Source organism: Streptomyces sp. NPDC058664 (assembly GCF_042716635.1).
In the GTDB taxonomy this organism is placed as follows: Bacteria; Actinomycetota; Actinomycetes; order Streptomycetales; family Streptomycetaceae; genus Streptomyces.
Map to the genome: position 1 here is coordinate 73,450 of NZ_JBHXRW010000001.1, position 12,150 is coordinate 85,599.

The following is a 12,150-nucleotide window of genomic DNA, read 5'->3' on the forward strand; positions in this document are numbered from 1 at the left end:
GCAGGGGAACGGGCCCTTCGCCATGTCCCGCTAGGCTCGACCCATGGATCGAATCGACGGCCGTACCCCCGAACAGCTCCGCCCCGTCACCATCGAACGCGGCTGGAGCAAGCACGCCGAGGGCTCCGTCCTCATCTCCTTCGGCGACACCAAGGTCTTCTGCACCGCCTCCGTCACCGAAGGCGTCCCCCGCTGGCGCAAGGGCAGCGGAGAAGGCTGGGTCACCGGCGAGTACTCCATGCTCCCCCGCGCCACCAACACCCGCGGCGACCGCGAATCCGTCCGCGGCAAGATCGGCGGCCGCACCCACGAGATCTCCCGCCTCATCGGCCGCTCCCTGCGCGCCGTCATCGACTACAAGGCCCTCGGCGAGAACACCATCGTCCTCGACTGCGACGTCCTCCAGGCCGACGGCGGCACCCGCACCGCCGCCATCACCGGCGCCTACGTCGCCCTCGCCGACGCCGTCGCCTGGGCCCAGCAGAAGAAGCTCGTCAAGGCCGGCCGCAAGCCCCTCACCGGCACCGTCGCCGCCGTCTCCGTCGGCATCGTCGACGGCACCCCCCTCCTCGACCTCCGCTACGAAGAGGACGTCCGCGCCGACACCGACATGAACGTCGTCTGCACCGGCGACGGCCGCTTCGTCGAGGTCCAGGGCACCGCCGAGGCCGAGCCCTTCGACCGCAAGGAACTCAACGCCCTCCTCGACCTCGCCTCCGCCGGCTGCGCCGAACTCGCCGAGATCCAGCGCAAGGCCCTCGAAGGCACGCTGTAGTCGGAACGCCGTAGTCGCAACCCTCCACCCCCTGGACGCGTCCTGTCGGACACACGGGCGCACGGATACGATCCGTGCGCCCGCACGCCTCACGTACCCGGGGGAGGACCCACCTTGAAGCGCCGCCTCGCACTCGCCGTCGCCACCGCCGCCGCACTCACCACCGCCCTGAGCGGCTGTTCGGCCCTCGACACCGCCATGGACTGCGTCAAGACCGCCGACGCGATAGCCACGTCGGTCGACAAGCTCCAGCAGGCCGTCTCCAACGCCTCGAACGACGTCACGCAGATCGAGGAATCCCTCAACTCCATCTCCACGGAGCTCGGCAACCTCAAGAACACCACCGACAACGCCGACCTCGCGAAGGCGGTGGACGACCTCACGAAGGGCGTCGACTCCGTCCGCACGGCGGTGAAGAACGGCGACACGACCCCGGACATCCAGCCGATCACGGACGCGGCGGGCGAGGTCGCGAAGGTCTGCACCCCTGGCTGACCCCGGATAATCAACGGCATGACCCGTCTGATCCTCGCCACCCGCAACGCGGGCAAGATCACCGAACTCCACGCGATCCTCGCCGACGCAGGTCTCGACCTGGAACTCGTCGGCGCGGACGCGTACCCGGAGATCCCCGACGTCAAGGAAACCGGCGTCACCTTCGCCGAGAACGCCCTCCTCAAGGCCCACGCCCTGGCCCAGGCCACCGGCCTGCCGGCCGTCGCCGACGACTCCGGCCTCTGCGTCGACGTCCTGAACGGCGCCCCCGGCATCTTCTCCGCCCGCTGGTCCGGCACCCACGGCGACGACCGCGCCAACCTGGACCTCCTCCTCGCCCAGCTCTCCGACATCGGAGACGAACACCGCGCCGCCCACTTCGCCTGCGCGGCCGCGCTGGCCCTCCCCGACGGCACGGAACGCGTGGTCGAAGGCCAGATGCGGGGCACCCTCCGCCACACCCCCACGGGCACGAACGGCTTCGGCTACGACCCGATCCTCCAGCCCGAGGGCCACGACGTGACCTGCGCGGAACTGACCCCGGCGCAGAAGAACGCGATCAGCCACCGAGGCAAGGCGTTCAGGGCACTGGTGCCGGTGGTGCGGGAGCTGCTGGGCTGAGGGCCCGTATGGCAACGGCCTGCGCATCGATCCTTCGATACGCAGGCCGTTCGTGTGCGGCGGAAGGGATTCGAACCCTCAAGCCCGATCAAAGGCCACAGATCCTAAGTCTGCTGCGTCGCCGTTGCGCCACCGCCGCTTGCCGCCTGCAATGGTACCGGGGCTGGTCGGGCGCCTCGCCCTCCCCTGCACCATGTACGGGTGACGGCATGGCAGTTAGGGCACAGCAACCGCAGGTTCTCGCCGCGATTGTCCCGCCAGTCCCCGTTGATGTGGTCGATCTCCAACGTCAACGGCTTGCCCAGCCACTCGGGTCCCGTTCCACACCGTGTGCACTGCTCGGGTACACCGACCTCGTGCAGCGCGCGGCGCAGTCGCTTGGTGGTCGTCCGGTGTTTGTTGTCATGCCTCACCAGGACCTCATCAGGGCGTTTGGCCGTCGCGCTCGGTTTGCCTCGTTGATGGGCCTGCCCCAAGAAATGCGCGATCGACAGCCCGTCGTCGGTGATCCACTGCCGCAGGTTGGCGCGCTGCGCGCCGTTGTCCGGGCGGTCCAGGCGGCGAAGGGTCTCCCTGAGTGACCGTGACGCGGCGACCGCCTCCCGCAACTCGGACGCCTTCGGAGGGCAGCGTCTTCCGGACGGTGGGAAGTGCGAGACATCGATACCGAAGTGAGCGAACCGCCTCATGAGGTATCGGGGAAGTGCGCTGTACGGCTCGGCCCCCAGGTATTTCACGACTTCCTTGATGTCTGAGCAGCGTACGGCGGCTTCGGCCAGCCGCTCACGCGTGTATCCCATGCCGAGGGTCATGCCGACCGCCTCTTGGCGCGGCCTCGGTACGTGTCCGTCGCGGAGTGGCAGTTGGGACAGAGCAACCGCAGGTTTTCGATCCGGTTGTTCCGCCAGTTGCCGTCGATGTGGTCGACCTCCAACGGGAGGGGCGCGTCCAGCCACACGCCCTCGTTCCCGCACTCTGCGCACCGGTTTTCGACGCCGACCTCCAGCATGGCGTGCTTGAGGCGATCACTTCGCCCGCGTCGGGCATGAGGCGACTCATTCTCGACCAGCACTTCCGCAGGTGTTCGCCGCCGCTGGTTGAACCGCATGTTCTCTGTCCGGACCGAGGGTGTGAAGTGTGAGGTGTCGATGCCGTAGGCCTTGACGCGTCGGCTGATGTGGGCATGCTGTCCGCCCACGACCTCCACGCCCAGCCGGCGCAACACGTCGTACATGCTCGGGGACGCCCTCACCGTCTCCTCCAGGACCTCCCGGGTCCACCGCACCCCCTCCCGCTCGAAGTGCGACGTGTCCACCCCCAGCTTCCGCATCCGGTCGCGCACGTACCGGCGGGACCCGCTTCTCGGATCCACCCCCAGCCGCTCCAGCGCCTCCGTCAGCGTCCGCGCCCCTCGCGCCGCCGTCTCGAGCCGTTCCCTCGTGTACACGCTCGTCCCCATGGGACCCCCTCCGACCCGGCCACCCGTTCGTGGCCTCGTACGGGCTAACGAGCCGGATATCGGACGGTCACGTCATATCGCGTACGGATATCGCGACCGGCGGGGAGCGCGGAACGGCCCGCGCCGGTGGTGTCCGGGGCGGGCCGTTCAGGGGGTGAGGGGTCAGAACTTCGGTTCCGGGGCTCGGGCCATCACCAGTTCCGCCGCTTCCTCCGGGGTCTCCACCGACGGGGGTGAGCCCTCCAGGGGCTGCTGGGCCGTCTCCTTCATGCAGGCCACGGCGATCACGCCGACGAGCGCCGCGCCCATCGCGTAGTACGCCGGCATCAGGTTGCTGCCGGTCCAGCCGATCAGGGCCGTGATGACCAGCGGAGTCGTACCGCCGAACAGCGACGTCGACACGTTGTAGCCCACCGACAGCGAGCCGTACCGCACGTCCGTCGGGAAGAGCGCCGGGAGCGCCGCCGACATCGTGCCCAGCATGCAGACCAGCGACAGGCCGAGCATCAGCATGCCGGCCGTGATCGCCGGCACGCCGCCCTGGCCGATCAGCAGGAACGCGGGCAGCGACAGGAAGAGGAAGCCCAGCATGCCCGCCATCAGGACCGGCTTGCGTCCGAAGCGGTCGTTCAGACGGCCGACCTGAGTGATGATCAGCATCAGCAGGACCATCACGAGCAGCAGGATCAGCAGTCCGTGGGTCTCGCTGTAGCCGAGCTCGTCGGAGAGGTACGTCGGCATGTACGACAGGACCATGTAGTCGGTGATGTTGTACGCGCCGACCAGCGCGACGCACAGGATCAGTGCCGGCCACTGCTGCCGGAAGATCTTCGCCAGGTCGCCCTTGGTCGTGGCCTCCACCGGGTCCGCCGCGTCGAAGACGTTCGTCACGTCGGACTCCAGCTTCTGGAAGGCCGGTGTCTCGTCGAGCCGCAGCCGCAGGTAGAGGCCGACCAGGCCCAGCGGACCCGCCACGAGGAACGGCACGCGCCAGCCCCACGCCTCCATCGTGTCGGAGCCGAGCCAGGTGGTGAGCGCCGTCACCAGGCCCGCCGCGCCGACGTAGCCGGCGAGCGTGCCGAACTCCAGGAAGCTGCCGAAGTAGCCGCGGCGGCGGTCGGGCGCGTACTCGGCGATGAAGGTCGAGGCGCCGCCGTACTCGCCTCCGGTGGAGAAGCCCTGGAGCATCCGGAAGAGGATCAGGAGGACCGGTGCCCAGAAGCCGATGGAGGCGTACGACGGGATCAGGCCGATCGCGAAGGTGCCGACCGCCATGAGGATCATGGTGAGCGCGAGGACCTTCTTTCGGCCCAGCCGGTCACCCATCGGGCCGAACACCATGCCGCCGAGCGGGCGGATCAGGAAGGCCACCGCGAACGTCGCGAACGACGACAGGAGCTGGACCGTGTCGTTGCCGGACGGGAAGAAGACGTGGCCGAGGGTGACGGCCAGGTAGGCGTAGATGCCGAAGTCGAACCACTCCATGGCGTTGCCCAGGGAGGCTGCCCGGACGGCACGCTTCACGGCCGCCTCGTCCGTCACCGTGATGTCGGTGCGTCGCAGCTTGGGCTGCCGGCGCCGGGTGACGGCCCTGAACAGGCGCGGATGACGTCTGCGGGCTTGGGGATCGGCCGCGGGATCGCGGTCTGTGGCCGGCATGACCGTACGTCCTCTCTGGGGGAGACACTCCAAGGAGGGCTTCTGTACGGTCATGCCGTTCACAAACGGAACGCGTCCCTGATTGGGACGTGCGTCACGTCAGGAGGGGTCTCAGGACCCGATGGACAGGTCCTTGATGATCTTGGCGACGTGGCCGGTGGCCTTGACGTTGTAGAAGGCGTGTTCCACCTTGCCGTTCTCGTCGACGACGACGGTCGAGCGGATGACGCCGGTCACCGTCTTGCCGTACAGCTTCTTCTCGCCGAAGGCGCCGTACGCCTCCAGGGTGGTCTTCTCCGGGTCGCCGACCAGGGTGACCTTGAGGTTCTCCTTCTCGCGGAACTTCGCCAGCTTCTCCGGCTTGTCGGGGGAGACGCCGATGACGTCGTAGCCGGCGGCGGCCAGGACGTCCAGGTTGTCCGTGAAGTCGCAGGCCTGCTTCGTGCAGCCGGGGGTGAGGGCGGCCGGGTAGAAGTAGACGATGACCTTGCGGCCCTTGTGGTCGGCGAGGGAGACGTCGTTGCCGTCCGCGTCGGGCAGGGTGAAGGCGGGGGCGGTGTCGCCGGGCTGCAGTCGCTCGCTCATGGCTCTCCTCGGGATGGTTCGCGTACGCGAGGAGAGCCTAATGGGGGGAGACTGATGGGGGTCGGGGACGGCCCATCGGTGGCGGAGCTGACAGACTGTCCGTCAACGACCGGAATACGACTACGGAGGCAGTGCGGTGTCGGAGTCCAGGACCCCCGCTCAGATCGAGGCGGACATCGTCCGTCGGCGTGATCGGCTCGCCGTCACTCTCGACGAGATCGGCATTCGGATGCACCCGAAGACGATCATCGGGGACGCGAAGGCCAAGGTCGCCTCGACGGTCGACCAGACCGCCGGACGTGCCTTCGTCTCCGTCAACAGGGTCGTCTCGGATGTGAAGGCACGTTTCACCCATGAGGACGGCGCGCCCCGTCTGGAGCGCGTGGTGCCGGTGGCGCTGGTGGTCGTGGCGGTCGTCGGGCTGCTCGCCAGGTCCTCCCGATCCTCCCGCAAGGGCAGGGGATGACCCCTCCCGCAGGGGGGTGTGCCGCGCGGACAGGTAGGTTCACTCCGTGAGCGAGAACACGCACGACAAGCTGCCCATCCGGATGCTTCACGACCGGGTCCTGGTCCGCACCGACTCCCCGGAGGGGGAGCGGCGTTCCGGCGGGGGCATCCTGATTCCGGCGACCGCCGCGGTCGGTCGTCGTCTGTCCTGGGCCGAGGTGGTCGCGGTCGGTCAGAACGTCCGTACCGTCGAGATCGGTGACCGGGTGCTGTACGACCCCGAGGACCGTGCCGAGGTCGAGGTGCGGGGTGTCGCGTACGTCCTGATGCGGGAGCGGGATCTGCACGCGGTGGCCGCGGACCGGTTCCAGGGCGCGACGGACTCGACCGGCCTGTACCTGTAGAGGACGTCCGATGTAGGGACGTCTGGTGTGAAAGGCCCTGGTGACGGCTGTCACCAGGGCTTTCGCGCGTTTTTTGCTAGTCTGGTGGGACCCGACGAGACGCGCCGTACCGGGTTTCGACAAGACGACGCACTCCTGTTGTTCCGTCTCGCGGAGGTGTCGTCGTCATGGCCTGGGTTCTTCTTCTCGTCGCGGGTCTGCTGGAAGTCGGCTGGTCGATCGGTATGAAGTACACCGACGGTTTCACCCGGCTCTGGCCCAGTGTGTTCACGGGCGTCGGGATCGTCGCCTCCATGGTGTTGCTGTCGCAGGCCGCGAAGACGCTGCCGATCGGGACGGCGTACGGCGTGTGGGTGGGGATCGGCGCGGCGGGTGCGGCGGTGTTCGGCATGGTGGTGCTGGGTGAGCCGGCGACCGCCGCCCGGATCTTCTTCGTGTGTCTGCTGCTTGTGGCCGTGGTCGGGCTCAAGGCGACGTCGGGTCACTGACGCGCGGCGGTACGGGGTCGGCGCGGGGGTCGTCGGTACGAGGGTCGTCGGCACGAGGGGGCTGGGGGCTGCGGGAGACCACGGCGCCCGGCCCCGCTTCGCCCGTCTCGCCCGTCTCGCCCTCCTCGCCCGTCTCGTACGACTCCGCGGAGTCGTCGCCTCCTTCCGGCCGCTCCGGTCCTTCCGGTCGCTCCGGTCCTTCCGGTCGCCCCGACCCCTCCGGCGGCGCCAGCTCCTCCATCCCCTCCGGCATCGGTGGTACCGGTGGCAGCCCTTCCGCTCCGGGCATCAGCCGGAGCTCGAAGTCCTTCGGCGGTGTCCCGGCCAGTGCCTCCCGGGTGAACTGGCCCCAGATCTCGGCGGGCGGCCCGCCCCCGTTGATCCGGGGGCGTCCCAGAGCCCCGTACAGCGGTTCCTGGCGTCCCGACTCGGGGTCCTGGCCCATCAGCGCGACGACGGTCGCGAGCTCCGGGGTGTAGCCGGCGAACCAGGCCGCCTTGTCGTCCTCCGCGGTGCCCGTCTTGCCGGCGGCGGGGCGTCCGGCGGTCTGCGCGGCCGTTCCGGTGCCCGCCTCGACGACGTTCCGCAGGATCGACGTGGTCGTGTCGGCGGCCTCCCTGCTCACCGCCTGCCGGGCGGGGGCGGCCGGTGGTGCGAGTTCGTGGCCGTCCCTGCTGACGTGCTCGACGAGGGTGTACCCGCCGTGCCGGCCGTGCGCGGCGAGGGTGGCGTACGCCGTCGCCATGTCGAGGACGCTGGCGGTGGCCGGGCCGAGCGCGATGGAGGGGGAGGGGGTGAGGTCGGGGGTGGAGCCGGGCAGGCCGAGGGCGATGGCGGTGCGGCGTACGTGGCCGGGGCCGACGTCGACGGCCATCTGGGCGTACACGGTGTTCACGGAGAGGTCGGTGGCGGTGCCGACGGCGATCTCCCCGTAGCTCTCGTCGTCCTCGTTGGCGGGGTCGTACGGGGCGCCGGTCCAGCCTTCGACCGGGCGCCGGTTGCTGCCGTCGTACAGCGTGTACGGGGTGATCGGTTCGCCGTACTGGGTCTGCGCGCCGCTCTGCACGGCCGCCGTGAAGACGAAGGGTTTGAAGGTGGAGCCGACCTGGTAGTCCCGGCGGGTGGCGTTGTTGACGTACTGCCGGGTGTAGTCGACGCCGCCGTACAGGGCGAGGACCTTGCCGGTGGCCGGGTCGACGGCCGCCGCTCCGACCCGGACGTACCGGTCGGCGGGGACGCGCGCGGGGTCGAGGCGGGAGGTGACGCGGTCCTCGACGGCCTGGACGAGGGCGTCCTGCTTGGCGGGTTCCAGGGTGGTGGTGATGTGGAAGCCGCCGCCGGCGAGGGTCTTCTCGTCGACGATGCCGTGGCTGGTCAGGTACTCCTCGACGGCCTGGACGAGGTAGCCGCGCTGGCCGGAGAGGCCGGTGGCGGGGCGGGCGGTCTGCGGGACGGGGAAGCGGGCGGCGGCGCGTTCGACGGGGGTCAGCCAGCCCTCGGTGACCATGCCGTCGAGGACGTAGTTCCAGCGGGCGAGGGCCTTGGCGCGGTTCTCGGGGTGGGTGGTGACGTCGTAGGCGCTGGGCGCTTTGAGGAGGGAGGCGAGGTAGGCGCCCTCGGCGGTGTCGAGGTGTTCGACCTCCTTGCCGTAGTAGGCGCGGGCGGCGGCCTGGAGGCCGTACGCGTTCCGGCCGAAGTAGCTGGTGTTCAGGTAGCCCTGGAGGATCTCCTCCTTGCTCTTCTCGCGGCCGAGCCTGATCGCGATGAAGAACTCCTTGGCCTTGCGGGTGAGGGTCTGCTCCTGGCCGAGGTAGTAGTTCTTGACGTACTGCTGGGTGATGGTGGAGCCGGACTGGCGGCCCTTGCCGGTGACGGTGTTCCAGGCGGCGCGGAGCATCGCCTTGGGGTCGACGGCGCGGGAGGTGTGGAAGTCGCGGTCCTCGGCGGCGAGGACGGCCTGCCGGACGGTGAGCGGGACGCGGTCGAGCCGGACGTTCTCGCGGTTGACCTCGCCGTCGCGGGCGAGGGGGGTGCCGTCCCGGTAGAGGTAGACGTTGGACTGGGCGACGGCGGCGGCGTTGGCGGGCGGGATGTCCACCAGGAGGTAGCCGGCGACGAGGGCGCCGGCGAGCAGCAGGGTGCCGAGCAGGGTCAGCCCGAGGAGGGCGCGCAGGACGCGGCGGGGACGGGACCGTCGGGTCGCGCGTGACGTGCGGGGCGGGGGGAGGGTGGGGTCCCTCGGTTGCCAGCTTGTCTCCGGGCCCGGGCGGGGTGGCCGGGGGGTGTCGCTCGGAACGTCGCTCGTGCCGGTGGAAGGGGACATGGCATCCCATATTGCCCGGAATGTGAGCGAAGTCCCGTATGCGACCCGAATCTGACGAGAAATCCCCTCGCGGTGCGGAGCCGCGCCCCGCTAGGGTCGTGCGCTTCGCTGTCATCTGTGCCGGGTCATTCGTGCCGGTCATCCGTGCCGGAAAGGGAGCCCCATGCTGCGGCTGTACGCGACGGTGGCCGCGGGCGGCTTCCGGCGCCACGCCACGTACCGGGTGGCGACGGCGGCGGGGGTGTTCACCAACAGCGTCTTCGGCTTCATCCTGTCGTACACCTACATCGCCCTCTGGGACGAACGGCCGCGGCTCGGCGGTTACTCGATGGACGACGCCCTCGCCTATGTGTGGATCGGACAGGCGCTGATCGCCGTCTGCGGGCTGATGGGCGGCGGCTTCGAGGACGAGCTGATCGAGCGGATCAGGACCGGGGACATCGCCGTCGACCTGTACCGCCCGGCCGACCTCCAGCTCTGGTGGTTCTCGGCCGACGCGGGCAGGTCCGCCTTCCAGCTGCTCGGCCGCGGGGTCGTTCCGATGGTGGTCGGGGCGCTGGCCTTCCGCTTCACGCTGCCGTCGGGGCCGGGCGCCTGGCTCGCCTTCCTGGTGTCGGTGGCGCTCGGCTCGACGGTCGGCTTCGCGGTCTGGTACCTGGCGGCGATGAGCGCGTTCTGGCTGCTCGACGGCCAGGGGGTGGTGCAGGTGGTGTGGCTGAGCGGCCTGTTCTTCTCGGGGATGCTGCTGCCGCTGACCGTGTTCCCGGGCGCGCTCGGCGAGATCGCGCGGATGCTGCCCTGGGCGTCGCTGCTCCAGGTGCCCGCCGATGTGTACCTGGGGAGGTACGAGGGCTGGGAGCTGGCGGGGGCGTACGCCTTCCAGGGCGGCTGGGCGCTGGCGCTGCTCGGTGCGGGCCGGCTGGTGCAGGCGGCGGCGACGCGGAAGGTGGTGGTGCAGGGTGGCTGAGACGACTCGGGTGGGCGCGGATTCCGGCGGTATGGAGTCCGGCGGTATCCACCGTATGGATTCCGGCGGTATCCATGAGAGAGGTACCCGGGGAAGACGCGGCTACGGGCGCGCGTACGAGCCGCTGGGCGACTCCTGGCGCACGTACCGGATGGTCGCGGGCATGTGGATCCGGTCCACCCTGACGTACCGCTCGTCCTTCGTGCTCACGCTCGTCACCAGCTTCTGCGTCACCTTCTTCGACTTCGTCGTCATCCTCCTGATGTTCGGTCAGGTGAAGGGCCTCGGCGGCTTCGCCTTCGCGGAGGTCGCCCTCCTGTACGGGACGGCGGGCACGTCGTTCGGGATCGCGGACCTCACGATGGGCTCGCTGCAGCGGATGGGGAAGCGGGTCAGGGACGGCTCGCTCGACATGTTCCTGCTGCGCCCGGCGCCGCTCCTCGCCCAGGTCGCGGCGGACAAGTTCGCGCTGCGGCGGTTCGGCCGGGTCGCGCAGGGCCTGTTCGTCCTCGTCTGGGGCCTGCTCCTGCTCGACGTGGCGTGGACGCCGGTGAAGGTGGTGCTGCTGCCGGTGACGCTGGTCTGCGGGGCGGTGATCTTCGCCGCCGTGATGGTGCTGGGCGCGTCGGCGCTCTTCTGGATGCAGGACGCGGCGGAGGTGACGAGCTCGTTCACGTACGGCGGGAACACCCTCCTCGGGTACCCGCCGACGATCTTCGCGCAGGAGCTGGTGCGGGGTGTCGTGTACGTCGTACCGCTGGCGTTCGTGAACTGGCTGCCCGCCCTCTACGTGCTCGGCCGGCCGGCCCCGGCGGGCGTGCCGGAGTGGGCGGCGTTCGCCTCGCCGCTGGTGGCGGCGGTCTGCTGCGTGGTGGCGGGCTGTGCGTGGCGGGCCGGGATCCGCTCGTACCGCTCGACAGGAAGCTGAGGGAGAGGGCCGTGCCGTTCATCGAACTGGATTCACTGGAGAAGACGTTCACGGTCCGCCGGAAGGCAGGCCTGTTCCGTCGGGAGAAGAAGGAGGTCCGGGCGGTCGACGGCATCAGCTTCGGCGTCGAGCGGGGCGAGATGGTCGGCTACATCGGCCCGAACGGCGCCGGGAAGTCGACGACGATCAAGATGCTGACCGGCATCCTCACGCCCAGCGGCGGCCGGCTGCGGGTCGCGGGCATCGACCCGGCGCGCGAGCGGACCCGGCTCGCCCAGCGGATGGGGGTGGTCTTCGGACAGCGGACGACGCTCTGGTGGGACCTGCCGCTGAAGGACTCGTACCGACTGATGCACCGCATGTACCGCATCCCGGATGCCCGCTACCGCGAGAACCTTGCCCGCTGCGTGGAGCTCCTGGAGCTCGGCGAGCTGCTCGACGTACCGGTCCGGCAGCTCTCCCTCGGCCAGCGGATGCGCGGGGACATCGCGGCGGCGCTGCTGCACGATCCGGAGGTGCTGTACCTCGACGAGCCGACGATCGGTCTGGACGTCGTCTCGAAGGCCAGGGTGCGGGAGTTCCTCCGCGACCTGAACACCTCCCGGGGCACCACGGTCCTCCTGACCACCCATGACCTCACGGACATCGAACAGCTCTGCTCACGGGTCATGGTCATCGACCACGGACGCCTCATGCACGACGGCGAGCTGGCCGGCCTGCACGCCGTGGGCGAGAGCGAACGCCTCCTGGTGGTGGACCTGGAGCGCGAGCTGCCGCCGATCGCCGACGTGCCGGGAGCGCGTCACGTACGGTCGGAGGGGCCTCGCCAGTGGCTCGCCTTCCCGGCCACGGCATCGGCGGCGCCCCTGGTGGCGGCGGTGGCCGCGAAGTACCCGCTTCTCGACCTCTCGGTGCGGGAGCCGGACATCGAGTCGGTGATCGCGAAGATGTACGGGGGAACTCGGGACGAGCGCCGGGAGTCCCTGAGGTAGGAGGTCG

14 protein-coding genes, 1 tRNA gene and 1 riboswitch are annotated in these 12,150 nt (G+C 69.9%); of the genes, 9 read left to right on the forward strand and 6 right to left on the reverse strand.

The genetic code is table 11. The annotated features are described in order from the left end of the window. Positions 1-43: 43 nt before the first annotated feature. The 3 genes from rph to rdgB all read left to right on the forward strand — a co-directional run bounded on the left by rph (position 44) and on the right by rdgB (position 1,891). On the forward strand, positions 44-775 hold the full coding sequence (rph, locus tag ACFWUY_RS00335) for a ribonuclease PH (RefSeq protein ID WP_384100312.1): 732 nt from the start codon (positions 44-46) through the stop codon (positions 773-775). Positions 776-889: 114 nt separating this feature from the next. Further along, positions 890-1,270 (forward strand): hypothetical protein, encoded by a 381-nt coding sequence (locus ACFWUY_RS00340; RefSeq protein WP_384100314.1) that lies wholly within the window; start codon positions 890-892, stop codon positions 1,268-1,270. An 18-nt stretch (positions 1,271-1,288) separates the two neighbouring features. After that, positions 1,289-1,891, forward strand: coding sequence for an RdgB/HAM1 family non-canonical purine NTP pyrophosphatase (gene rdgB, locus ACFWUY_RS00345; protein ID WP_073807863.1), 603 nt, complete (start codon positions 1,289-1,291; stop codon positions 1,889-1,891). Between the two features lie 55 nt (positions 1,892-1,946). On the opposite strand, the gene ACFWUY_RS00350 is transcribed toward rdgB, so the two are convergent. The 5 genes from ACFWUY_RS00350 to bcp all read right to left on the reverse strand — a co-directional run bounded on the left by ACFWUY_RS00350 (position 1,947) and on the right by bcp (position 5,594). Beyond that, positions 1,947-2,030 (reverse strand) — tRNA-Leu (locus ACFWUY_RS00350). Then, positions 1,996-2,703 carry an HNH endonuclease signature motif containing protein gene (locus tag ACFWUY_RS00355; RefSeq protein WP_384100316.1) on the reverse strand — a complete coding sequence of 236 codons (708 nt, stop codon included), beginning with the start codon at positions 2,701-2,703 and terminating at the stop codon, positions 1,996-1,998. The genes ACFWUY_RS00350 and ACFWUY_RS00355 overlap by 35 nt, the downstream gene beginning before the upstream one ends. Further along, on the reverse strand, positions 2,700-3,350 hold the full coding sequence (locus ACFWUY_RS00360; RefSeq protein WP_384100318.1) for an HNH endonuclease signature motif containing protein: 651 nt from the start codon (positions 3,348-3,350) through the stop codon (positions 2,700-2,702). The genes ACFWUY_RS00355 and ACFWUY_RS00360 overlap by 4 nt, the downstream gene beginning before the upstream one ends. A gap of 162 nt (positions 3,351-3,512) precedes the next feature. Further along, entirely contained in the window at positions 3,513-5,009 is a 1,497-nt protein-coding gene (gene proP / locus ACFWUY_RS00365) for a glycine betaine/L-proline transporter ProP (RefSeq protein WP_384100320.1), read from the reverse strand. Positions 5,010-5,120: 111 nt separating this feature from the next. Then, complete coding sequence (bcp, locus tag ACFWUY_RS00370) at positions 5,121-5,594, reverse strand: thioredoxin-dependent thiol peroxidase (RefSeq protein ID WP_384100322.1); 474 nt, start codon at positions 5,592-5,594, stop codon at positions 5,121-5,123. A gap of 136 nt (positions 5,595-5,730) precedes the next feature. Between bcp and ACFWUY_RS00375 the strand changes: the two genes are divergently transcribed. From ACFWUY_RS00375 to ACFWUY_RS00385, 3 genes are all read left to right on the forward strand, one after another. Continuing rightward, on the forward strand, positions 5,731-6,060 hold the full coding sequence (locus ACFWUY_RS00375) for a DUF3618 domain-containing protein (RefSeq protein WP_384100324.1): 330 nt from the start codon (positions 5,731-5,733) through the stop codon (positions 6,058-6,060). 46 nt (positions 6,061-6,106) lie between these two features. Further along, on the forward strand, positions 6,107-6,445 hold the full coding sequence (locus tag ACFWUY_RS00380) for a co-chaperone GroES (protein WP_017237090.1): 339 nt from the start codon (positions 6,107-6,109) through the stop codon (positions 6,443-6,445). A 69-nt stretch (positions 6,446-6,514) separates the two neighbouring features. Next, a riboswitch (guanidine-III (ykkC-III) riboswitch) is annotated at positions 6,515-6,579 on the forward strand. 33 nt (positions 6,580-6,612) lie between these two features. Beyond that, the gene (locus tag ACFWUY_RS00385; RefSeq protein WP_384100326.1) at positions 6,613-6,933 is read left to right on the forward strand and encodes a DMT family transporter; all 321 of its coding nucleotides are present in this window, start codon (positions 6,613-6,615) and stop codon (positions 6,931-6,933) included. On the opposite strand, the gene ACFWUY_RS00390 is transcribed toward ACFWUY_RS00385, so the two are convergent. Next, positions 6,911-9,256 (reverse strand): transglycosylase domain-containing protein, encoded by a 2,346-nt coding sequence (locus ACFWUY_RS00390; protein WP_384100328.1) that lies wholly within the window; start codon positions 9,254-9,256, stop codon positions 6,911-6,913. The genes ACFWUY_RS00385 and ACFWUY_RS00390 overlap by 23 nt on opposite strands. Positions 9,257-9,422: 166 nt before the next feature. Between ACFWUY_RS00390 and ACFWUY_RS00395 the strand changes: the two genes are divergently transcribed. Genes ACFWUY_RS00395 through ACFWUY_RS00405 form a run of 3 tightly spaced genes read left to right on the forward strand, consistent with a single transcriptional unit; the run spans position 9,423 to position 12,143 of the window. After that, positions 9,423-10,223 (forward strand): ABC transporter permease, encoded by an 801-nt coding sequence (locus ACFWUY_RS00395; protein WP_384100814.1) that lies wholly within the window; start codon positions 9,423-9,425, stop codon positions 10,221-10,223. 55 nt (positions 10,224-10,278) lie between these two features. Further along, positions 10,279-11,151, forward strand: coding sequence for an ABC transporter permease (locus ACFWUY_RS00400; protein WP_384100816.1), 873 nt, complete (start codon positions 10,279-10,281; stop codon positions 11,149-11,151). 11 nt (positions 11,152-11,162) lie between these two features. Then, positions 11,163-12,143 carry an ATP-binding cassette domain-containing protein gene (locus ACFWUY_RS00405; RefSeq protein ID WP_384100330.1) on the forward strand — a complete coding sequence of 327 codons (981 nt, stop codon included), beginning with the start codon at positions 11,163-11,165 and terminating at the stop codon, positions 12,141-12,143. Positions 12,144-12,150: the final 7 nt, after the last annotated feature.